18 protein-coding genes are annotated in these 21,267 nt (G+C 70.3%); 9 read left to right on the forward strand and 9 right to left on the reverse strand.

The window, feature by feature from the left end; all coding sequences use genetic code 11:
• Positions 1-26: 26 nt before the first annotated feature.
• Complete coding sequence (locus EER34_RS11575; RefSeq protein ID WP_127474978.1) at positions 27-737, reverse strand: DUF4191 family protein; 711 nt, start codon at positions 735-737, stop codon at positions 27-29.
• Between the two features lie 125 nt (positions 738-862).
• Here EER34_RS11575 and EER34_RS11580 point away from each other — a divergent pair, with 125 nt between their 5' ends.
• Positions 863-2,146 carry a serine/threonine-protein kinase gene (locus EER34_RS11580; RefSeq protein ID WP_127474980.1) on the forward strand — a complete coding sequence of 428 codons (1,284 nt, stop codon included), beginning with the start codon at positions 863-865 and terminating at the stop codon, positions 2,144-2,146.
• 8 nt (positions 2,147-2,154) lie between these two features.
• On the opposite strand, the gene sucB is transcribed toward EER34_RS11580, so the two are convergent.
• The 3 genes from sucB to EER34_RS11595 all read right to left on the reverse strand — a co-directional run bounded on the left by sucB (position 2,155) and on the right by EER34_RS11595 (position 6,807).
• Positions 2,155-3,897, reverse strand: coding sequence for a 2-oxoglutarate dehydrogenase, E2 component, dihydrolipoamide succinyltransferase (gene sucB / locus EER34_RS11585; RefSeq protein ID WP_127474982.1), 1,743 nt, complete (start codon positions 3,895-3,897; stop codon positions 2,155-2,157).
• Between the two features lie 61 nt (positions 3,898-3,958).
• The gene (gene lpdA, locus EER34_RS11590; protein ID WP_127474984.1) at positions 3,959-5,332 is read right to left on the reverse strand and encodes a dihydrolipoyl dehydrogenase; all 1,374 of its coding nucleotides are present in this window, start codon (positions 5,330-5,332) and stop codon (positions 3,959-3,961) included.
• Positions 5,332-6,807, reverse strand: a complete 1,476-nt coding sequence (locus EER34_RS11595; RefSeq protein ID WP_127474986.1) for a leucyl aminopeptidase — start codon at positions 6,805-6,807, stop codon at positions 5,332-5,334. The genes lpdA and EER34_RS11595 overlap by 1 nt, the downstream gene beginning before the upstream one ends.
• An 85-nt stretch (positions 6,808-6,892) precedes the next feature.
• On the opposite strand from EER34_RS11595, the gene EER34_RS11600 reads away from it, so the two are divergent.
• The 3 genes from EER34_RS11600 to EER34_RS11610 all read left to right on the forward strand — a co-directional run bounded on the left by EER34_RS11600 (position 6,893) and on the right by EER34_RS11610 (position 10,143).
• Complete coding sequence (locus EER34_RS11600) at positions 6,893-7,816, forward strand: proteasome assembly chaperone family protein (protein ID WP_127474988.1); 924 nt, start codon at positions 6,893-6,895, stop codon at positions 7,814-7,816.
• Positions 7,817-8,038: 222 nt separating this feature from the next.
• Entirely contained in the window at positions 8,039-9,451 is a 1,413-nt protein-coding gene (locus tag EER34_RS11605; RefSeq protein ID WP_127474990.1) for an RNA polymerase sigma factor, read from the forward strand.
• Positions 9,448-10,143 carry a coenzyme F420-0:L-glutamate ligase gene (locus EER34_RS11610; protein WP_127474992.1) on the forward strand — a complete coding sequence of 232 codons (696 nt, stop codon included), beginning with the start codon at positions 9,448-9,450 and terminating at the stop codon, positions 10,141-10,143. The genes EER34_RS11605 and EER34_RS11610 overlap by 4 nt, the downstream gene beginning before the upstream one ends.
• Before the next feature lie 72 nt (positions 10,144-10,215).
• Here the strand turns inward: EER34_RS11610 and EER34_RS11615 are convergent, their stop codons facing one another.
• The gene (locus EER34_RS11615; protein WP_127474994.1) at positions 10,216-11,238 is read right to left on the reverse strand and encodes a sugar-transfer associated ATP-grasp domain-containing protein; all 1,023 of its coding nucleotides are present in this window, start codon (positions 11,236-11,238) and stop codon (positions 10,216-10,218) included.
• A gap of 47 nt (positions 11,239-11,285) precedes the next feature.
• On the opposite strand from EER34_RS11615, the gene EER34_RS11620 reads away from it, so the two are divergent.
• Both EER34_RS11620 and EER34_RS11625 read left to right on the forward strand, forming a co-directional pair.
• Entirely contained in the window at positions 11,286-12,032 is a 747-nt protein-coding gene (locus EER34_RS11620) for an alanine racemase C-terminal domain-containing protein (protein WP_127474996.1), read from the forward strand.
• Positions 12,029-13,075, forward strand: coding sequence for an alanine racemase (locus EER34_RS11625; protein ID WP_127474998.1), 1,047 nt, complete (start codon positions 12,029-12,031; stop codon positions 13,073-13,075). The genes EER34_RS11620 and EER34_RS11625 overlap by 4 nt, the downstream gene beginning before the upstream one ends.
• Positions 13,076-13,085: 10 nt before the next feature.
• Here EER34_RS11625 and EER34_RS11630 read toward each other — a convergent pair whose 3' ends face one another.
• Positions 13,086-13,310: a DUF7455 domain-containing protein gene (locus EER34_RS11630; protein WP_127475000.1), complete on the reverse strand. Its 225-nt coding sequence runs from the start codon at positions 13,308-13,310 to the stop codon at positions 13,086-13,088.
• A gap of 169 nt (positions 13,311-13,479) precedes the next feature.
• Here EER34_RS11630 and EER34_RS11635 point away from each other — a divergent pair, with 169 nt between their 5' ends.
• Positions 13,480-15,552 (forward strand): DNA gyrase/topoisomerase IV subunit B, encoded by a 2,073-nt coding sequence (locus EER34_RS11635; protein WP_420845976.1) that lies wholly within the window; start codon positions 13,480-13,482, stop codon positions 15,550-15,552.
• A 50-nt stretch (positions 15,553-15,602) separates the two neighbouring features.
• On the opposite strand, the gene EER34_RS11640 is transcribed toward EER34_RS11635, so the two are convergent.
• Complete coding sequence (locus tag EER34_RS11640; protein WP_127475002.1) at positions 15,603-18,062, reverse strand: DNA gyrase/topoisomerase IV subunit A; 2,460 nt, start codon at positions 18,060-18,062, stop codon at positions 15,603-15,605.
• 66 nt (positions 18,063-18,128) lie between these two features.
• Here EER34_RS11640 and EER34_RS11645 point away from each other — a divergent pair, with 66 nt between their 5' ends.
• The gene (locus EER34_RS11645; protein WP_127475004.1) at positions 18,129-19,244 is read left to right on the forward strand and encodes an alkaline phosphatase family protein; all 1,116 of its coding nucleotides are present in this window, start codon (positions 18,129-18,131) and stop codon (positions 19,242-19,244) included.
• Between the two features lie 18 nt (positions 19,245-19,262).
• Here EER34_RS11645 and sepH read toward each other — a convergent pair whose 3' ends face one another.
• On the reverse strand, positions 19,263-20,297 hold the full coding sequence (sepH, locus tag EER34_RS11650; protein ID WP_127475005.1) for a septation protein SepH: 1,035 nt from the start codon (positions 20,295-20,297) through the stop codon (positions 19,263-19,265).
• Positions 20,298-20,509: 212 nt separating this feature from the next.
• Between sepH and EER34_RS11655 the strand changes: the two genes are divergently transcribed.
• On the forward strand, positions 20,510-20,803 hold the full coding sequence (locus tag EER34_RS11655) for a DUF4193 domain-containing protein (RefSeq protein WP_127475007.1): 294 nt from the start codon (positions 20,510-20,512) through the stop codon (positions 20,801-20,803).
• On the opposite strand, the gene EER34_RS11660 is transcribed toward EER34_RS11655, so the two are convergent.
• A complete protein-coding gene (locus tag EER34_RS11660; protein WP_127475009.1) occupies positions 20,778-21,266 on the reverse strand; it encodes a DUF3093 domain-containing protein in 489 nt (162 codons plus the stop codon). The genes EER34_RS11655 and EER34_RS11660 overlap by 26 nt on opposite strands.
• Between the last annotated feature and the right edge of the window lies 1 nt (position 21,267).

Below are 21,267 nucleotides of genomic sequence, written 5' to 3' on the forward strand. Positions count from 1 at the left end.
GCGGCGGGCGATGCCCGCGCACAACGTCAGCGCGGGCGGGGAGCGCGGACCTTCGTCGGGTCGATGCCCTTGGGGATCGGCATCGACGACAGTGACTGCGAGACCGACTCGATGCGCTTGATCACGGCGGCCATGGTGGCGCGGTCCACCTTCTTCGGCAGGGCCTTGATGGTCGGCGCGAGCTTGGAGATCGGGACCTCGCCTTCGCCGTGGCCGACGTAGAGGACCGTGACGGGCACGCCGGACGCGACGCGCTGGACCTTCGAGCGTTCGTCGTTGACGAGCCGTGTGAGACGCCCGCGAGCGCCTTCGCCGACGATGACGACGCCGCCGCGACCAACGGCTCGGTAGACGGCCTCCTGGGTCTTGGGGTTGACGCCCACCGGCATGTCCGCCGCCTGCCACTTGCGACCGAGCGACGTCGACAGCACGTGGCCGGCGGCTCCGGGCATCCCGTCGATCTTCTTGTACATCGCGTGCGTTGACAGCCGCGTCATCGTCATGAGGCCGCCGAGCACGCCGAGCATGAGGCCGGTGACGCCCCACAGGATGACGCTCCAGACGGCGACCGGCGGGATCAGCAGGCCGACGCCGACACCGGCGGCGATGCCGAGGACGAGCACCCCCACGAGCATCCACGGGAGCCAGGGGAATGCCTGCTGCGTGAATGTGTAGAGGGTGCGGAGCTGGGAGAAGAACCCGGGGCGCTTCTCGGGTGCGGAACTGCGGGCGGCCATGGGCTCCAGCCTACCTTTCCGAGCCGCCCTCCTCCGGCTCCTCCCCAGGTGTTCGCGCCGGGCGATCATCCACGACGGCGCCGCTCGCACGGACTGCGCCGCCGTCGGAGGGGGAGCCTGGGCGAGTGACCCGCGACGACCGCCTCCGTTCGCCCTATCGACCGGTCCGCCCCGTGAGCGCGCCGCAGGACGGCCCGTGGTCCGGGATGCTGGCCTGCCTGCCCACGGGGGAGATGCACGTGCTCGTCGACACGGCGGCTCTCGGTCCGGACTGGAAGGGGTGGGAGGCCGCCCCCGACGGCCACGTTCTGGCCCCGCTCGACCTCGTCCGGCGCGCGGACGGACATGACGCGGCGCTGCCGGTGTGCGCCGAGCGGGTCGGCGACCTCCTTGCGCGCCGGGCCCGAACGGCGCCGCTGGCGGCGGGCGAGGCGGTGACGCTCGGTGTCAGCGTCCTCCGCGGAAGCGCTCAGCTGATCGGGAGCGCCGATGCGACGGGAGAGTGGTGGCTCACCGAGGACGGCCGGCCGCTGGCGGCGACGGATGCCTCGGACCGATCGCTCCTCGACAGCGCCGGCGAGCTGCTCGCCGAGCTCGCGCGGGCCTCGGCCGATCCGCACGCCTGGGCGGATGCGATGGCGGCGATCACGGCCGAGCGTCCGAGCGCCGCCGACATCGAGCGCGCCGAGCACCGGCTCTTCGAGCTGGCCGACCCCGTGCCGCTCCTCACGGTCCTCCCAGGCGCGCGCCCGGCGCGCGATGCGGTTGCCGTCGGGCGCGGGGGCGACGAAACCTCTCCTGCGCGTCCGCGTCCGGCGATCTGGGAGGCGATCGCTCGCCATGTCGACGCCGACATCGCCGATCTGGTGTCGCGGACGACTACGGCGCTGTGGCGTCGCGCACGCGCGCAGCGGACGGCGTCCCGCACGCCCTGGCTCGTCGGCGCAGCCGCGGCGGCAGCGGTGCTCTGCATCGGGCTCCTCTGGCCGTCGGGCGAGACCGAGGTCGCCTCGGCGAGCGGTGCGGGCACCGAGGGATCCGCCACGCCGACGGCGGGCGCCCCGACGCCGGCCAGCACGCCCGCGCCGTCCCCGACAGCCGCGGCCGGATCGCCGCCGGCCGATCTCGAGGCGGTGACCGGCGACCTGCTGGACCGGCGCCGGACGTGCGCGGAGGACGACGGATGCCTCGCCGCCGTCGTCCAGGACCCTTCCGTCTCCTTCGGTCCCGGGCCCGTCGACCTGTTGCCCGACGAGCGCGCGATCGTGCTTCTCGACGACTTCGGCGGGGTCGCGGTCCTGCGCGTCGATGCCGTCGCCGGGGATCAGAGATCGCAGCTCGTCGTCATCGCCCTCTCAGACGACGAATGGCTGCTGCGCGACGTTCACGACGTCGCGCAGCAGCCATAGATCGCCGATCAGATGCCGAGCTGGCTTTCGAAGGCCGCTGCTTCGAGGCGGGCCTTGACCGCGCTCAGGAAACGCGCGGCGTCGGCGCCGTCGATCACGCGATGGTCGTACGAGAGCGCGAGGTACACGTACGAGCGGACCGAGATCGCGTCCTTGCCGTCGACCGTCACGACACCCGGTCGCTTGACGACCACACCGGTTCCGAGGATCGCCGACTGGGGCAGGAAGACGACGGGAGTGTCGAACAGAGCGCCACGCGACCCCGTGTTGGTCAGCGTGAACGTGCCGCCGCCCAGCTCGTCGGGCTTCAGCTTGTTCTCGCGGGTGCGCGCAGCGAGGTCTGCGATCTCGTGAGCGATCTCGGCGAGGTTCTTGGTCGCGGCGTCCCGCAGGACGGGCGTCAGCAGCCCGCGCTCCGTGTCGACCGCGATCGAGAGGTTCTCGGTCGCGGGGTAGACGATGTCGGTGCCGTCCACGGTCGCGTTGATCACGGGGTAGGCCTGCAGCGCCTCGGCGGCCGCGAGGGCGAAGAACGGCAGGAACGACAGCTTGTCGCCCGTCTTGGCCTGGAAGTCGCCCTTCACCTTGTCGCGGAAGTTCGCGAGCTTGGTGACGTCCACCTCGATCACGGTCGTGAGCTGCGCTGTCGACTGCATCGATGCCACTGCACGCTCGGCGAGCACCTTGCGCAGGCGCGACATCGGCTGCGTCGTGCCTCGGAGCGGCGACACCTCCAGAGGCACGGGAGCAGGCGTCGCGGCGGGCGCAGCGGGTGCGGACGCCGCCTCGGCGGCCTTGAGCACGTCCTCCTTGCGGATGCGACCGCCGACGCCGGTGCCCTTGACCGAGGCGAGGTCGACGCCCTGCTGCTGCGCGAGTCGGCGCACGAGCGGGGTGACGTAGGAGACCACGTCGGAATCGTCCGCTGCCGCGGGAGCGGCCGGAGCGGCAGCGGGAGCGGGAGCGGCCGGGGCTGCTGCGGCGGGAGCCGGGGCGGCCGGGGCAGCTGCGGCGGGAGACGGGGCTGCTGCGGCGGGAGCCGGGGCCTCTGCGGCGGGAGCCGGAGCCGCGGCGGGAGCCGGAGCCGCGGCGGGAGCCGGAGCCGCGGCGGGCGACGGGGCGGAGGCTTCGTCGCCGATGCGCGCGAGCGGCGAGCCCACCGCGACCGTCTCGTCCTCCTGGACGAGGATCTCCAAGAGTTTGCCCGCGAACGGCGAGGGGATCTCGGTGTCGACCTTGTCGGTGGAGATCTCGAGCAGCGGCTCGTCGACGGCGACGTCGTCACCGACCTGCTTGAGCCAGCGGGTCACGGTTCCTTCGGTCACGCTCTCGCCGAGCTCGGGGAGCACGACATCCTTGCCGCCGCCGGTGGTGGCGGGGGCCTCGGCTGCGGGAGCGGACTCCTCGGGCGCGGGGGCAGGCGCGGCCTCGGCGGCGGGCGCGGCCTCGGCGGGCGCAGCCTCGGGGGTGGCCGCGGCGGCTTCCGGCTGCGGCGCGGCGTCGGAGGAGCCCGCGCCGTCACCGATCTTGGCCAGGACGGCACCGACCTCGACGGTCTCGTCCTCCTGGACGAGGATCTCCTCGATCACACCGCTGACGGGCGACGGGATCTCCGTGTCGACCTTGTCCGTGGAGATCTCGAGCAGGCCCTCATCCGCCTGGACCGTGTCGCCGACCTGCTTGAGCCAGCGGGTGACCGTACCCTCTGTGACGCTCTCTCCGAGAGCGGGGAGGACCACGGAAGTGCTCATGACGATGTCTCCTTCGGAATGGATATCGGATCTAGCTTAGTGATGCCGCGGAGCCCCAGCGTCAGAGCGCGTGGAGCGGCTTGCCGGCGAGCGCCAGGAATGCCTCTCCGAGCGCTTCGCTCTGGGTGGGGTGGGCGTGGATGAAGGGTGCGATGTCTTCGGGGTGGGCTTCCCAGCCGACCGCGAGCTGGCCTTCGGTGATGAGTTCGCCGACGCGATCGCCGACGAGGTGCACACCGATGACGGGGCCGTCCTTGACGCGGACGACCTTCACGATCCCGGCGGTTCCGAGGATCTCGCTCTTGCCGTTGCCGGCGAGGTTGTACTCGTAGGCGACGATGCCGTCGGCACCGTGCGCATCGGCGGCCTGTGCCTCGGTGAGTCCCACAGAGGCGACCTCCGGGTGGCTGTAAGTGACCTTCGGGATCTGCGAGTCGGGGATCACGACGGGCGAGAGTCCGGCGATCTCCTCGGCCACGAAGATCCCCTGCTGGAAGCCGCGGTGCGCGAGCTGAAGGCCGGGCACGATGTCGCCCACGGCCCAGACGTGCTCCACCCCTGTCCGCAGACGGTCGTCGGTGACGACGAACCCGCGATCGATCGTGAGGCCCGCCTCTTCGAAGCCGAGACCGGCGGTGGCAGGACCACGGCCGACGGCGACCAGCAGGTAGTCGGCCTCGAAGGTCTTGCCGTCCTCCAGGGTCACGGTGACGCTGTCGGATGTCTGGGTGACGCCCTGGAACCGGACGCCCAGCGACGAGGCGATGCCGCGGCGCCGGAACGCGCGCTCGAGCGCTTTGCTGAGCGCGATGTCCTCGTTGGGCACGAGGTGGTCCAGCGCCTCGACGATCGTGACCTCGACGCCGAACGAGCGCCACACGCTGGCGAACTCCACGCCGATCACACCGCCGCCGAGGATCACCACGCGCGACGGGACCTCGTCGAGCTCGAGCGCGTGCTCGCTGGTGAGGACCCGGCCGCCGATCTCGAGGCCCGGGAGGCTGCGGCTGTATGAGCCGGTCGCCAGCACCACATCCGTACCGCGGTACAGGTCGTCCCCGACGCGGACGGAAGGCCCCGCCTCCAGGCGGCCTTCGCCGGACACGACGGTGATGCCGCGGGCTTTGACGAGACCTTCGAGTCCCTTGAACTTCTTCGCGACGATGCCCTCACGGTAGGCGCGGACGCCGGCCGGGTCGATGCCGTCGAAGGTGGCGCGGATGCCGATGGCCGAGGCATCCCGAGCCGTCTCGGCGACCTCGGCGGCGTGGAGCAGCGCCTTGGTGGGGATGCACCCTCGGTGGAGGCATGTGCCGCCCACCTTGTCCTTCTCGACGAGGGCGACCGACTTGCCGAGCTCGGCGGCGCGCAGCGCAGCGGCGTAGCCGCCGCTGCCGCCGCCGAGGACGACGAGATCGAAGGTGTGGTCGGTCATCAGGACTCCTCTGTCGTGACGAAGCGGATCAGGCTGCGGACGGTCGCGGCGGTCGGGCCCTTGTCGGTGAATCCGAACCCGCCGCCCTTGTTCATGCCGACGCCGGCGATGTCGAGGTGCACCCAGGGGATGCGAGGCGCGTCGGCCCCGTCACCGGTGCGCCCGACGAAGTGGCGCAGGAACAGCCCGGCGAACAGCGATCCCCCCGCGGGGTCGCCGATCTTGGCGTTCTGCAGGTCGGCGATGGGGGAGTCGAGCTCGTCGACCATATGGGCGGGAAGGGGCAGCTGCCACGCGAGCTCAGCTTCGGCGGCCGCCGCCTCGAGATAACGGGCGACAGCCGCGTCGTCGCCCATGACTCCGGCGTGGCGGCTCCCGAGTGCGATCGTGATCGCACCGGTCAGGGTCGCCACGTCGATCAGCAGATCCGGGTGCTCGCGACTCGCCGCGACCAGGCCGTCGGCCAGCACGAGACGGCCCTCGGCATCTGTGTTGAGCACCTCGACGGTCGTTCCGTCGAGCATGCACAGGACGTCGCCCGGGCGCGTTGCGCGCCCTGACGGCATGTTGTCTGCGACGCACAGCCAGGCTGTCACCTTCACCGGCGCACCGATCGTCGCAACGGCGCGAAGCACGGCCAGCGACGTCGCGGCGCCGCACATGTCGTACTTCATCCCCACCATCGATGCGGCCGGCTTCAGCGAGAGTCCGCCCGTGTCGAAGGTGATGCCCTTGCCGACGAGCGCGACGTGGCGCGTCGCGCCCTCCGGCGCGTACTCGAGTCGGATGAGGCGGGGCGGGCGGTCCGATCCTTGACCGACCCCGAGGATGCCGCCGTAGCCGCCCGCACGGAGTGCGGCCTCGTCGAGCACCTCGACGGTGACCGGGAGACCGTCGACCGAGGCCGTTGCCCGGTCGGCGAAGTCGGCGGGTCCGAGCCATTCGGCCGGGATCGACACGAGGTCCTTCACGAGGGCGACGGCGTCGGCGATCGCGACGATCCGCGCGAGAGCAACGGCATCGGCCGGCGCGGACCCGTGGACGACGACCCGTGACGCGCGCGCCTTGGGCGCCTCCGACTTGTAGCCGTCGAACCGGTATCCGCCGAGAGCCGCGCCCTCGGCCACTGCAGTCCACAGGGCCGGCTCGGCGTACGGCGCGGCGACGGCGACGGCGGCGAACCCCGTCAGCGTGCGGACCGCCGCACCGACCGCGTCGCGGAGCGCAGCGGCGTCCGGGGCGGCGCCGGTGCCGACGACCGCGAGCGGAAGGGTGGTCGACTCCGGTGCGTAGACGCGCTGCAACGCTGCGGCGGAGCCCGTGAAGCCGGTGGCCAGGAGGGCTTCGCGAAGCCCCGGCCAGTCGGACAGATCGGGGGAGTCCTGGGTGTCGAGAGGGGGGAGTGCGATCAGAAGGGCGTCTGCGTCGGACTCTCGGATCGGTGCATCGCTGTATGCGAGGTCGGGAAACGACATGGTCTCCATCCTAGGGAGGTCGCGTGTTCGCTCTGAGCGGGACCGGCTCGCCCCGGTGGTCGGCGGCGGCTCGTAGCATGGACCTATGCCCCTGCCCGGTCCGCTGTTCGAGCGCTCGGCCTCCGCGCCCCCTGTGCCCCGAGGTCTGCCGCTCGTGATCGCGCTGACCGGATTCACCGACGCCGGCAGCGCCGTCAGCCGCGTCGTCGACTACTTCCGCGAGGACCTGTCACCGACGCCGGTGGCGGTCTACTCGAACGACGTCATGCTCGACTACCGGGCGCGGCGACCGGTGATCTCGTTCGACCAGGATCACCTCACCGACTACCGCCCGCCGCGCCTGGAGCTCTCGTTCGCCCACGATGCCCTCGGCCAGCCGTTCCTGCTGCTGGCCGGCTACGAGCCCGACTTCGGGTGGGACGCCTTCGCAGCCTCGGTCCTCGCGTTCGTCGCCGACTACGCGGTGTCGACGGTGACCTGGGTCCACGCGATCCCGATGCCCGTCCCGCACACGCGACCCATCGGAACGACGGTCAGCGGCACGCGCAGCGAGCTCACCGAGGCCCACTCGGTCTGGCAGCCGCACACCGAGGTGCCCTCCACGGCAGGACACCTCCTCGAGTATCGCCTCGCCGAGGCGGGCGTGAGCGTCGCGGGGTTCGTGCTGCTGATCCCGCACTACCTCGGCGACACCGAATACCCGGCCGCGGCCCTCGCGGCCCTCGACAGCCTGACGGTCGCGACGGGACTCGTCTTCACCGGCGAAGACCTCCGCGAGGAGAACCGCGACTACCTGGCCAAGGTCGACGACCAGGTCGCCAACAGCGACGAGCTCTCCCGGATGGTCCAGGGCCTGGAGGAGCGCTACGACGCGTACATGGCGGGGTCGACGCTGGCGACCCCGATGATCCACACCGGCGATCTGCCGAGCGCGGACGAACTCGCCGCTGAACTCGAGCGTTTCCTGGCCAGCAGGCCGACGGGCGACGAGGACAAACGCGGAGCCTGAACGGAATGCACGCACGCTCCCCGACGTTTCCACAGGGGAGCGATGAGAGCTGTTGGCGCCAATGCCTGCAGGACTTCTCAAGTGTGAGATACTAGACGCTCTGACCCGTTGTCAACTGGTTCCGTGAGGTCTTCTCGGCGGAGCGAGGACTTGACAAGGGTCTTACTAGTGTCCGAAATCGACCGGGGGCGTGGGGCACGCGTTCCTGGTGAAAGGCGAAACGTGACCTCAGGCACGAACACCAAGTCCCGCTCGGCCGCGAAGGACACCGAGTCGGACGACACGACCACCACGGCGGCCTCGGCCGCGGCGAAGGCTCCCGCGAAGTCCGCGGCGAAGCCGGCCGCGAAGCCGCGGACCGCGGCGAAGGCGGCGCCGAAGGGCGCCAAGGCCGCGCCCAAGACGGCGGCGAAGAAGCGCGCCAAGTCGGACGAGGACATCGAGGACGACGTCGAGGAGCTCGACGACGACGTCGAGCTCGAGGCGGATGTCGACCTCGAGGACTCTGACGACGACGCCGAGACGCCCGCGCGCCCCGCGGCGCGTCGCGGGGCGAAGGCCCCCGCCGAGGAATCGGACGCGGCCGCGCCCGCTGACGACGACGAAGAGGACGAAGAGAGCACCAAGCCGGCGTTCACCGAGCCGCTTCCGACCGGCGCGATCGTCATCTCCTCGAGCGACGAGGACGACGTCCCCGTCTACTCGACGCAGATCACCGGCGCGACCGCCGACCCCGTCAAGGACTACCTGAAGCAGATCGGCAAGGTCCCCCTGCTGAACGCGGCCGAAGAGGTCGAGCTCGCGATGCGGATCGAGGCGGGCCTGTTCGCCGAGGAGAAGCTGTCGCACATGTCGGCGGCCGAGAAGTCGTCGCAGATGGGCCTCGACCTGCAGTGGGTCGCCCGCGACGGCCAGCGCGCCAAGTCGCACCTGCTCGGCGCGAACCTCCGCCTCGTCGTCTCGCTCGCCAAGCGCTACACCGGCCGCGGCATGCAGTTCCTGGATCTCATCCAGGAGGGCAACCTCGGTCTGATCCGCGCTGTCGAGAAGTTCGACTACACCAAGGGCTTCAAGTTCTCGACCTACGCGACGTGGTGGATCCGCCAGGCGATCACCCGCGCCATGGCCGACCAGGCCCGCACCATCCGCATCCCGGTGCACATGGTCGAGGTCATCAACAAACTCGCGCGCGTGCAGCGTCAGATGCTCCAGGACCTGGGTCGCGAGCCCACGCCCGAAGAGCTGAGCCGCGAACTCGACATGACCCCCGAGAAGGTCATCGAGGTGCAGAAGTACGGCCGCGAGCCGATCTCCCTGCACACGCCCCTCGGCGAGGACGGCGACAGCGAGTTCGGCGACCTCATCGAGGACACCGAAGCCGTGGTTCCCGCAGACGCCGTCGGTTTCACGATGCTCCAGCGTCAGCTCGAGTCGCTGCTCGACTCCCTTTCGGAGCGTGAGGCGGGTGTCATCCGCATGCGCTTCGGCCTCGGCGACGGCCAGCCCAAGACACTCGACCAGATCGGCGACACGTTCGGCGTCACGCGCGAGCGCATCCGCCAGATCGAGTCGAAGACGATGGCGAAGCTCCGTCACCCGAGCCGATCGCAGTCGCTGCGGGACTACCTCGAGTGAGTGAGGCGAACGCCGGCAAGGCGCTCACCGTATCCGTCGAGGGCTCGTCGTTCGCACGCATTCCGATCCGCACGCGTGTCGTGATGCCCGGTGACGACCTCGACGCGTTCGTACGCGAGTACGCCGAGGAGATCGTCCGGAACGGCGACCTGCTCTTCGTGACCGAGAAGATCGTCGCCATCACCCAGGGTCGGTCCTACCTCGTCGAAGACATCAAGCCCCGCAGGCTCGCGCTCTTCCTGTCCAAGTACGTCACGCGCACTCCCTACGGCATCGGCCTCGGCATGCCCGAGACGATGGAGATGGCGCTGCGCGAGTGCGGAACGATCCGCATCCTGTTCGCGTCGGCCGTCGCCGCCGTCACCAAGGCGTTCGGCCGCAAGGGCGACTTCTACCGCATCGCGGGCGACAAGGCGCGCGCGATCGACGGGCCGACGAGCGGGACCATCCCCCCGTACAACAAGGCCGTCGTACTCGGGCCCGAGCGACCGCGCGAGGTCGCCGAGCACCTCAAGGCGCTCCTCGGGGGCGTTCCGGAGGTCGCGGTGGTCGACATCAACGACCTCGGCGGCAACATCCTCGGGTCGACGCTCGACAAGGCGGGGGAGAAGCGCCTCGTCGCGATCCTCAAGGACAACCCGCTCGGTCAGGGACACCAGTCGACACCGCTCGGAGTCGTCCGCGCGGTCTAGCGCGCATCCAGTCCGCGAAAGGGGCGGGTTCTCGTTCGAGAACCCGCCCCTTTCGCGTTCCGCTGAGGCGATTCAGAAGCCGATCGCGGCGCGGTACCGGGGCTTGTGTCCGGTACGGATGCCGGTGACGCTGGGCTTGTTCTCATAGACCCCGGCGCCCCAGTTCCCTTCGACGAGGACCGGACCGTCGGGCGTGACCACGATGTCCCAGCCGACGTACTGAACCTGCGGCACGACGCGCGCGACCCGATCGACGAACGCCTTCACCTCGTCGACCATCGGCAGCTGGAAGTCGCCGATGACGAAGCCGCTGTCCGGGTGGCGCTCGTGGACGTGTGCGTGAGAGTCGTACCCGGGTCCTACCGCGTGGCCGTTCTCGTCGAGCATCGTGTAGAAGCCGCCGAAGGTCATCTGGTCGCTGACCTCCCCGCGGCCGAACTTCTGCGCCATCGCGAGGATGTGCGTCTGCTCGCCGTCGAAGAACGCCGTGACGCGAGTGGTGTTGACGGTGCCGGGACAGACCGCGGCCAGGTCCGCGTGCTGGCGGATGACCTCTTCGATCAGGACCTCTCCGCGTTCGAGCAGGCCGCGGTGGAATGCATCCCAGTCCTCGACGTCCGCCGCGTGGTAGCGGTGCACGCCGGTGCCGGCCTGACCGATCGGCTCCTTCGTGACGATCGTGCCGTGCTCCTCGGTGAACGCGCGGACGGCTTCGGCGTTGCCCTCGTCCACGACCATCCAGTCTCGGTGGAGGTGCTCGCTGAAGACGCGGTCGAACTCGACCTTGTCGTGGAACATGTGGCGGAAGTCGGGGTGGTCGTAACGCTGCGACAGCTGGTTCGAGACCGGGTGGGTCATGTACGTCGCGCGCTCGGCCCTGGTGAGGATCGCGAAATCGTAGTCCACGTAGTCCTGGAATCCCACCTGACGGAAGCCGGCGGACCACAGCATGTCGACGAGCACGGCCGGGGTCCATTTGCCGTGCTGCTCCGAAGTCTCCTTGGCGCGGTCGACCACCGATCCGACGTCGATGCGACGGGCGCGGGCGGCGAGGTAGCGAAGGCGGGGCGCGAGGCCGAGGCCCTGAGAAGACATGCGTACTCCGGGATGGGGGTTCGGGGGGTCCCGGATAGTCTAGAGGCGTGAGTTCGGCGAACCCTGGGCGCGGCGTCGCCGCGTCGGCCCCTGAGCCGTCCAGCGCTCCGGTCGCCCGCATCTCGGCATCCGCCGTCGCCCGCAACGCGTACATCGCGATCTCGCGGGTTCCTGCGGGAACCCGGGTCGTCGCCGACCTGCGCGCCGATGCGTGGGGCCACGGGGCCCTCGCGGTCGCCGCCGAACTCCTCGCCGCGGGCGTCGACACGCTGCGCGTCGACGATGCCCCCGCTGCACACCTGCTCACGGACGCGGGCGTGTCCGGCGCCACCACCGTCGATCCGCCCGGCCTGGACTCGCTCACCCTGTTCGGCCTTCCCGGCGGTGCGCGCGACGCGACGCCCGCGATGCGCCTGAGCGGCACCGTTCTGAGTGTGAAGTCCCTCCGCCTGGGCGAGGGCGTCTCGTACGGCTACGCGTTCCGCGCCGCGACGGACACGCGCGTGGCGCTCGTTTCCGGCGGCTACGCCCAGGGAGTCGTCCGGGCGCTCGGTGGCCGCGCCCGGGTGACGATCGACGGCGTCCCGCACCCGATCGTGGGGCGCGTGGCGATGGACGTCTGCGTGGTCGACATCGGCGCGGAGCCGGTCGAACGGGGCGATGAGGCGGTCTTCTTCGGCGATCCACGGCACGACGAGCCTTCGCTCGCGGAATGGGTCGCCGCAACGGGGCTCGAGGCCGCCGAGCTCGTCACGGCCGTGGGGCTCCGCGCGACACGGGAGCACGCGGCATGACCGGCGTCATGCGGGTCGACCTCGACCGGTTCGCGGCGAACGTGGCCCACGTCCGCCGCACGGTGGCCCCGTCCGAGCTGATGCTGGTCGTGAAGGACGACGCGTACGGGCACGGTCTCGGACCGGTCGTCCGCCGCGCGCATCGAGAGGGCGTGCGCTGGATCGGCGCCTTCGATGTCGCGACCGGGTGCCGCGTACGCGAGCTGCTCGGCGCCGACGTGCGGATCTTCTCGTGGATCGCGGCGTCCCGTGCCGAGGTCGCCGCGGCGGTCTCGGCCGACCTCGATCTCGGGGTGGGAGATCCCGCCCTGCTCGAGGACGTCGCCGCCGAGGCGCGATCGGCCGGGGCTCGCGCGCGCGTCCACCTGAAGATCGACACGGGTCTGCACCGCAACGGCGTCCGGCCTGAGGACTGGGGCGCCTTCATCATGAGGGCGGCCGAGCTGGCGGCGGAGGGATGCCTCGACGTCGTCGGCGTCTGGAGTCACATCGCCGAGGCATCGGATCAGGACGATGACGAGGCGCGGGCGGTGTTCGACAGCGCGGTGGCAGATGCCCGCGCCGCCGGACTGTCGCCGAGCACCCTTCATCTCTCGGCCAGCGCTGCGTCCTTCGCGCGGTCGGAGTTCCGGTACGACATGGTCCGGGTGGGCGCGTTCTGCTACGGGATCCGGCCCGCGGGCGGCCCTGGCGAGGACGCCCTGGGGGTACGGCCGGTCGCCACCCTCGAGGCGGAGGTCGCCCACGTAGCGGGCACCGAGGTCACCATCTCGCTCGGATCGCTCGACGGCCTGCCCTCGACCCTCGGTGGCCGCGCGATGGTCGGCACTCCGGCCGGCCCACGGCGGCTGCTGGCCGTGGGCGCCGAATCCCGGGTGCAGGGCTGGGACGGCGCCGCGGTCGGCGACGTCGTCACCGTGTACGGCCCCGGGGGAGCGGGCGAATCCTCGGCCACGGATCTCGCCGAGGCGATCGGGACGATCGGCGAGGAGATCGCCGTACGCGTGTCTCCGCTCGTGCCCCGGATCTACGCGGGGGAGTGACGCCTCGGCGTCAGTTGGTTTCGGCCAGTCGGGCCGTCTCGTCGTGCCACGAGGTCGCGATGGTGCGCAGCTTCTCCTCGTACTTGCGACCGTGGTGCGCGCAGAAGAGCAGCTCGCTGCCGTTCACCTCGGCGGCGATGTAGGCCTGCGCTCCACACGAGTCGCAGCGGTCGGCCGCGGTGAGGCGGTAGTCGAGGACGGCGCCCATCTCGGTGGGTGTCGAAAGAGTGGTCATCTCGGTGCCTCCTCGAATAGATAGAACTCCGGTGCGGGTCATGAAATACAACCACGCCTTTGTTTCGAGAATGCCGCGAACAGGTCACATTTCGCTGAGCGCGTACGCCGGGGCCGGGCGGAGCGTGTCGGGGCCGTGCTCGAGGCCGCCCCGGATACGCTTGAGGATTGTGACCGCCGAGTACTCCGCCCATCATCTCCAGGTCCTCGAGGGCCTCGAAGCGGTTCGCAAGCGCCCGGGCATGTACATCGGCTCGACCGACTCCCGTGGACTCATGCACTGCCTGTGGGAGATCATCGACAACTCCGTCGACGAGGCCCTCGCGGGTCACGGCTCGCGCATCGACATCCTGCTCCACGCCGACGGCAGCGTCGAGGTCAGAGATCGTGCACGCGGCATCCCCGTCGACATCGAGCCGCGCACCGGCCTGTCGGGGGTCGAGGTCGTCTTCACGAAGCTCCACGCCGGCGGCAAGTTCGGAGGGGGCTCGTATGCCGCGTCCGGTGGTCTCCACGGTGTCGGCGCCTCCGTCGTGAACGCCCTCTCGGAGCGCCTCGACGTCGAAGTCGACCGCGGCGGCAAGACCTGGGCGATGTCGTTCCATCGCGGAGAGCCGGGCGTGTTCGCGAACGGATCTCCGTCGTCGACCTTCACGCCCTTCGAGAAGAGCTCCGAGCTGCGCGTCGCCGGCCGGGCCGCCAAGGGCGTCACCGGAACCCGCATCCGCTACTGGGCGGACCAGCAGATCTTCACGAAGGATGCCGCGTTCAACCTGCAGGAGCTCGAGCAGCGCGCGCGCCAGACCGCGTTCCTCGTGCCGGGCCTCGAGATCGTCATCCGCGACGAGCGCACCGAGGAGCACGTCGAGACGAGCTTCCGCTTCGACGGCGGGATCTCGGAGTTCGCCGACTTCCTCGCGCCCGACGCACCGATCACCGACACGTGGCGGCTCACCGGGACGGGGACGTTCACCGAGACCGTGCCGGTGCTTCAGCCGACGGGCGCGATGGTGCCGACCGAACTCGAGCGCGTGTGCGAGGTCGACGTGGCTGTGCGCTGGGGCACGGGGTACGAGACCACTTCCCGGTCGTTCGTCAACATCATCTCGACGCCGAAGGGCGGCACGCACCAGCAGGGTTTCGAGGCCGGCCTCATGAAGGTGCTCCGCACCCAGGTCGAGCAGAACGCGCGCCGTCTCAAGTTCGGCAGCAGTGACAAGCTCGAGAAGGACGACATCCTCGCCGGCCTCTCGGCGGTGCTCACGGTGCGCCTGCCCGAGCCGCAGTTCGAGGGGCAGACGAAGGAGGTGCTCGGCACCCCGGCCGTCCGACAGATCGTCGCGAACGTCGTCACCCGCGAGCTCACTGCCCGCTTCACGTCACCCAAGCGCGACGACAAGGCGCAGACCTCACTGCTGCTCGACAAGGTCGTGTCGGAGATGAAGGCGCGTGTCTCCGCGCGTGCGCACAAGGAGACCCAGCGCCGCAAGAACGCGCTCGAGTCCTCCTCTCTCCCCGCGAAGCTCGCCGACTGCCGAACCAACGAGGTCGAGGCATCCGAACTGTTCATCGTCGAGGGCGACTCGGCACTCGGCACGGCCAAGCTCGCGCGCAACAGCGAGTACCAGGCGCTCCTCCCGATCCGCGGCAAGATCCTCAACGTCCAGAAGGCGTCGATCAGCGACATGCTGTCGAACGCAGAGTGCGCCGCGATCATCCAGGTGATCGGCGCCGGCTCGGGGCGATCGTTCGATCTGGATGCTGCGCGCTACGGCAAGATCATCCTGATGAGCGACGCCGACGTCGACGGTGCGCACATCCGCACCCTGCTGCTGACGCTCTTCTTCCGATACATGCGCCCGCTCATCGACGACGGTCGCGTGTACGCGGCCGTGCCGCCGCTTCACCGCGTCGTCGTCATGAATCCGGGAACCAAGCCCAACGAGACGATCTACACGTACTCCGAACAGGAGCTCCATACGCTCCTCACCAAGCTCACGAAGTCCGGCAAGCGCTGGCAGGAGCCTGTGCAGCGCTACAAGGGCCTCGGCGAGATGGACGCCGACCAGCTCGCGACGACGACGATGGATCGCGCGGGTCGCACCCTTCGCCGGGTGCGGATGACGGATGCCGAGGCGGCGGCATCGGTGTTCGAGCTGCTCATGGGCAACGACGTCGCTCCGCGCAAGGAGTTCATCATCGACTCGAGCGACCGCCTCGCGCGCGAGCGCATCGACGCCTGACGTCGCCCTGCAGCGCCGTCCGGCCACGGTAGCGCGGCCGGACGCCCGGATCAGCGGACCCCGGTGCCGATCGCGCCGATCACGCCGTCGAGCGGCGTGCCGGAGGCATCCCGCTTCGCGCCGGACTCCGGGAGCGTGCGCGCTGCGCCGTCCGGACCGACAGCGCGTGGATCGGATCCGACCCACGCCAGCGTGATCGCATCCTCGCCCTTCAGCAGACGCTGAGCACGGACGCCGCCCGTTGCGCGCCCCTTCGCCGGGAACTCGGAGAACACCGAGACCTTGGCGCTGCCGGCGTCGGTTCCGGCAAGCGCCGACGTCGAGCCCGCCACGGTGACCACGACCGCGTCGAAGGCCGAGGCGCCGACGACGGTGAACGCGATGACCTCCGCGCCGTCGCCGAGCCGGATGCCCGCCATGCCGCCCGCCGCGCGCCCCTGAGGACGCACCGAGGCGGCGTCGAAGCGCAGCAGCTGGGCGTCGTTGGCGACGAATACAAGCTCGGCGCCGTCCGACGCGGGTGCCGCTCCCACGACACGGTCGCCGTCGCGCAGCGCGATGATCTCGATGTCGTGCTTCGTGCCGAGCTCGGAGGCCGCGACCCGCTTGACGATTCCGTGGCGCGTGCCGAGCGCGATGGGCGGGCCGTCCTGGAGCGGGACGATGGCGACGACATGCTCACCCGTGTCCAGCCCGAGGTACTGGTCGGCACGTGTTCCTGCGGCGAGCTGCACCGAGTTCCCCGGCACCGAGGGGAGGTCGACTGGAGAGAAGCGCACGAGCCGGCCCGCGCTCGTGACCGCGCCGACGTCGCCGCGTGTGGTGGCGTCGACCCACGAGCGGATCGCGTCGTGCTTCGCGCGTCGCGCCGGAGGCACGATCCCGCCGTTGGCGGCATCCGCGTCGACCTCGGCGCGCACCATGCGCCCGGTCGCCGACAGGAAGACCCGGCAGGGTGCATCGGCGATCTGCAGATCGGCGGCGGCCGCGGCGGCCCGTGACCGTGGGGCGACGGGACCGCCGTTGAGCAGCAGCGTGCGCCGGGGAGTGCCGAACGTCTCGGCCGCGGCATCCAGCTCCCGTGCGACCTGAGAGCGCAAGAGGATCTCGCTCGCGAGGAGCTCTTCGAGCTCGGCGATCTCGGCCTTGAGCTTGTCGCGCTCGGCTTCCAGCTCGATCCGAGAGAAGCGGGTCAACCGGCGCAGGCGGAGCTCGAGGATGTACTCGGCCTGCGCATCCGACAGGTCGAACACGTCCATGAGGCGCGTCCGCGCCTGATCGCCGTCGTCCGACGCCCGGATGACCTGGATGACCTCGTCGATGTCGAGGATCGCGATGAGCAGGCCTTCGACCAGGTGCAGGCGCTCCTTGCGTCGGGCGAGGCGGAACCGGCTGCGGCGAGTGACCACGCTGATCCGGTGGTCGAGGTAGACGCGCAGGAGCTCCTTCAGCCCGAGCGTCTGCGGCTGGCCCTCGACGAGGGCCACATTGTTGATGCTGAACGAGTCCTCGAGGGGCGTCAGGCGATACAGGTGCTCGAGCACCGCCTGCGGGTCGAAGCCGGTCTTGATGCCGATCACCAGGCGCAGACCGTTGTGCCGGTCCGTCAGGTCGGTGACGTCGGCGATGCCCTGGAGCTTCTTCGCGGTGACGGCGTCTTTGATCTTCTCGATGATCCGCTCGGGACCGACGAGATACGGCAGCTCTGTGACGATGATGCCGGTGCGGCGAGGACCGAGCGACTCGATCGACACCTTGGCGCGCGTGCGGAAGCTCCCTCGCCCCTTGGCGTAGGCATCCTTGATGCCGTCGAGCCCCACGATGATCCCGCCCGACGGCAGGTCCGGTCCGGGGACGAACTCCATGAGCTCCTCCACCGACGCCTCGGGGTTGTCGAGGAGGTGGATGGCGGCGCCGACGACCTCGATGAGGTTGTGGGGTGCCATGTTCGTCGCCATGCCGACGGCGATGCCGGTCGCCCCGTTGACGAGCAGGTTCGGGTAGGCGGCCGGAAGCACCTCGGGCTGCTGGAACTGCCCGTCGTAGTTGGGGATGAAGTCGACGACATCCTCGTCGAGGTTCTCGGTGAGGGCGAGCGCCGGCGCAGCGAGGCGCGCCTCGGTGTACCGAGGTGCCGCCGGGCCGTCGTCGAGAGACCCGAAGTTGCCGTGTCCGTCGACTAGGGGCACGCGCAGCGAGAACGGCTGCGCCAGACGCACCAGCGCGTCGTAGATCGGCGCGTCGCCGTGGGGGTGGAGCTTTCCCATCACTTCGCCGACGACACGGGCGCTCTTGACATGGCCGCGATCAGGGCGGAGGCCCATGTCGGCCATCTGGTACAGGATGCGGCGCTGCACGGGCTTGAGCCCGTCGCGTGCGTCGGGCAGGGCGCGCGAGTAGATCACCGAGTAGGCGTACTCGAGGAAGGACCCCTGCATCTCGGTCGACACATCGACCTCTTCGATGCGACCGTGGTCTACGGGGGTGGAGTCGGTGCGGGATGCAGGCATGACGATGTGGCCTCGGGTGACGGCGGAGCGGCGGGGGCCGTCCGCCGGTGTGCGAGACTGGCCCCGATGTCCCTCAGCCTACCCGCGGACCCGCCGCGAGCCCGGAGCCTCACCGGTGTCGTGCCGCAGATGGCCGCGGCGCTCGAGGGTCGATCGGAGTGGTTCGCGCCCGCCAGGAGCGCCGTGGTCTTCGTCGTCGACGGCCTGGGCGCCCACAATCTCGCCGCGCGCGCCGGTCATGCGAGGTTCCTCGCTCAGGCCGGGACCAAGCGCGATGTCGCGCGAACGGTGTTCCCGTCGACGACCGCGTCCGCGCTCACGAGCCTGCTGACCGGCACGCTGCCGGGGGAGCACGGCATCGTCGGCTATCGCGCACGCATTCCGGGCACGGACGACGTCGTCAATCAGCTGCGCGGGTGGAACACCGACGGGCTGCCGCTCGAGTGGCAGCGCTCCGTCCCGCTCAGCGCATCGCTGGGTCGCCCGTTCTTCGTCGTCTCGAAGCGCGAGTACATGGGCACCGGTTTCACCGCCGCCACGCAGGCGGGCGCGGACTTCCACGGTGTCGACGATCTCATCGAGCGCGTGCAGACGGCCGCCGAGCTCGCGGCGCAGCATCCCGGCTCGCTCGTCTATCTGTACGCCCCCGAACTCGACGGCATCGGCCACCGGCGCGGGTGGCAGTCGGACGAGTGGGTCGTCGGCCTCGAGAAGGTGGATGCCGCATCCCGCACACTCGCCGGCGCGCTCGCTCCCGGCACGGGAGCCGTGGTGACCGCCGACCATGGCATGGTCGACATCCCCCGTCACCGGCACATCCTGCTCGGCGAGGGTGACGGACTGGTCGACGGGGTGCGCCTCATCGGCGGCGAGCCGCGGATGCTGCACCTCTACGCCGAACCGGGGGAGGCCGACGTGGTGCTCGCCGCCTGGACCGCTGCCGAGTCCTCGCGCTCGTGGGTGCTCTCCCGCGACGATCTCCTCGACTCCGGCCTGTTCGGTGCGGTCGACGCAGAAGTGAGGGACCGCATCGGCGACGTCGTGATCGCCGCACGCTCCGGCGTGGCGTACTACGACGATCGCATCGCAGACAAGGGTCCGCAGAGGATGATCGGCCAGCACGGATCCTTCACACCGGAAGAGCGGATCGTGCCGCTCATTCGTCTCGGCGCGTTCGCCTGACGCCCCGCGCCTCGACGATCAGTCGTCGGTGCGTGCCCCGAAGACGATCTCGTCCCACGACGGCATCGAGGTGCGGCCCTTGCGGCGGCCCGCTTCGGCGACGGCAGAGGGCACCACGTCGTACTCGACGACATCGGGCTCGGCTTCCGCAGGCGACTCGTCATATCCCGGCTCGAGCGCGTCGAACAGAGCCACCGGCGAGTGCGAGCGGGCGGGCGAGGGCTCTTCTGCTCCGGGCAGCGGCTCGCGCTGACCACGGCGGCGGCGGAGCGCCTCGAGGAGATCGGCGGTCTCGGCAGAGGTCACCGCGGGCTCGTCCGCGCGCTTGATCGCCGCGTCCTGGACGGCGGGAGCGGCGGGAGCCGGCAGATCCGGCGACTCGAAGTCGGCATCGGGAAGCTTGCGCGGACCGAAGGCGCCGCTGTCGAACCGCGAGTCGTCCTTCGGCGGGACGGTCTCCAGCGCGCGCAGCCGGGGGATGAGTCCGTCCGGGAGGGAACCCTGACGTGACAGCTGAATCGCGTCCGCGTTGAGCGGCGACAGCGTGCTGCGGCGCGGATCGAAGCTCCAACGCGCATCGTGGTCGACCTCGTTCGCGGTGAACTCGAGCTTGACGACCCAGCCGGTGGGCTCCTTCCAGCTCGTCCAGCGCTCGCTCGACGAGCCTGCCTCGTGCAGCTTGCCGCGCACGGCGGATCCGAACGTGGGGTGGCCGTCGGTCTCGAAGTCCCCGCCCAGCAGCACCGGCACGGCCAGCGCCTGACCCACGATGTGCTCGCGTTCTGCCAACACCGGACCCTCGAATCGCACCACGTCCTCGACGCGGGCACCGAGCAGGCTCGCGACCTCGTCGGCGGACAGCCCCGCGCGGATGTGCGACTGGATCTCGCGCGGACTCGGGCGTGCTGCCTGCGTGTCGCCGTCGCGATCGCGCCGCGCTTTGCGCAGTTCGATCCGCAGCACATCGTCGACGGCGAGGGCGAACCTCTCGCCAGACTCGGTCGCCAGGACGAGCTTGTCGTCCTCGGTTCCGATGACCTTGAGCTGTTCCATGCGAACGCCCCTCCGATCCTGCGTGTCCCGCCCATGCTGACACAGGGGATGTCCCCGGCCGGGAATATCCAGCGCGTGGCGCGAGTTTCAGGGGAGCGCACGGTCGAGCATCCGAACTTCCGCATTTGCGAAAAAGGATTCGGTCATGCAAACTATCGCCGCCCGAAAGGGCGAGCGCACCCGCGATATTCCGGAAGTTGAGACGTTCACGAATGGCCACCGATTACGACGCCCCCCGCAAGACCGAGGACGACAGCGAGTCGATCGAGGCTCTGAAGGAGCGCGTGCCCGACAAGCTCTCGGGCGCGGTCGATGTGGAGGACGCCGACAACCCGTCGGGCTTCGAGCTGCCGGGGGCGGACCTCTCCGATCTCGAGCTCGATGTCGTCGTTCTTCCGCCCCAGGAAGATGAGTTCACCTGTGTGAACTGCTTCCTCGTCAAGCACCGCTCGCAGCTCGACCACGACACGAAGAGCGGACCTATCTGCTCGGAGTGCTCCGCCTAGCCTGAGCGCGGCGCACCGCCGCGGCGAGCCGATCCGGCGTGCGTGAGGAGATCACCCACGCCGGCGTCGGGTCGTCGGGGTCGGTGACGCGAATCACGACGACACCGTCGATGCCGCCTCGGATGACGTGCCACGACCGCGGGTCGAGGCCGACGCCCCGCTGATGGCGGGCGTCTTCCGCCGTGAACACCTCCGGCTCGCCGAGCATCTCGACCGTCATGTGCGCCCGACCCGCCTGCAGCACGTCGCCGCGAACACTGACGACGGGAGATCCGGCGATCAGCAGCCCGACGACGGCCACCCCCACTGCGGCGCCGATCACGAGCGCGAGGGTCGTGTCGATCGGCGCGAACACGAGGGCGGCCATGGGGCCGGCGACGGCCGCGCTCACGAGAACCCAGAGCGAGGGCCCGAGCCTCTCTCGATAGCCTTCGGTCCCGACATCGTGCGCTGTCTTCTGCATT

Origin of the sequence: Microbacterium sulfonylureivorans (assembly GCF_003999995.1) — a bacterium.
GTDB classification, from domain to species: Bacteria; Actinomycetota; Actinomycetes; order Actinomycetales; family Microbacteriaceae; genus Microbacterium; species Microbacterium sulfonylureivorans.

What these genes read in the sequence shown, in the direction of transcription:
- EER34_RS11575 (WP_127474978.1), bottom strand. Translation starts at nt 737, where the DNA reads ATGGCCGCCCGCAGTTCCGCACCCGAGAAGCGCCCCGGGTTCTTCTCC.
- sucB (WP_127474982.1), bottom strand. Translation starts at nt 3,897, where the DNA reads ATGAGCACTTCCGTGGTCCTCCCCGCTCTCGGAGAGAGCGTCACAGAG.
- lpdA (WP_127474984.1), bottom strand. Translation starts at nt 5,332, where the DNA reads ATGACCGACCACACCTTCGATCTCGTCGTCCTCGGCGGCGGCAGCGGC.
- EER34_RS11595 (WP_127474986.1), bottom strand. Translation starts at nt 6,807, where the DNA reads ATGTCGTTTCCCGACCTCGCATACAGCGATGCACCGATCCGAGAGTCC.
- EER34_RS11600 (WP_127474988.1), top strand. Translation starts at nt 6,893, where the DNA reads ATGCCCCTGCCCGGTCCGCTGTTCGAGCGCTCGGCCTCCGCGCCCCCT.
- EER34_RS11615 (WP_127474994.1), bottom strand. Translation starts at nt 11,238, where the DNA reads ATGTCTTCTCAGGGCCTCGGCCTCGCGCCCCGCCTTCGCTACCTCGCC.
- EER34_RS11625 (WP_127474998.1), top strand. Translation starts at nt 12,029, where the DNA reads ATGACCGGCGTCATGCGGGTCGACCTCGACCGGTTCGCGGCGAACGTG.
- EER34_RS11630 (WP_127475000.1), bottom strand. Translation starts at nt 13,310, where the DNA reads ATGACCACTCTTTCGACACCCACCGAGATGGGCGCCGTCCTCGACTAC.
- EER34_RS11640 (WP_127475002.1), bottom strand. Translation starts at nt 18,062, where the DNA reads ATGCCTGCATCCCGCACCGACTCCACCCCCGTAGACCACGGTCGCATC.
- EER34_RS11645 (WP_127475004.1), top strand. Translation starts at nt 18,129, where the DNA reads ATGTCCCTCAGCCTACCCGCGGACCCGCCGCGAGCCCGGAGCCTCACC.
- sepH (WP_127475005.1), bottom strand. Translation starts at nt 20,297, where the DNA reads ATGGAACAGCTCAAGGTCATCGGAACCGAGGACGACAAGCTCGTCCTG.
- EER34_RS11655 (WP_127475007.1), top strand. Translation starts at nt 20,510, where the DNA reads ATGGCCACCGATTACGACGCCCCCCGCAAGACCGAGGACGACAGCGAG.
- EER34_RS11660 (WP_127475009.1), bottom strand. Translation starts at nt 21,266, where the DNA reads ATGCAGAAGACAGCGCACGATGTCGGGACCGAAGGCTATCGAGAGAGG.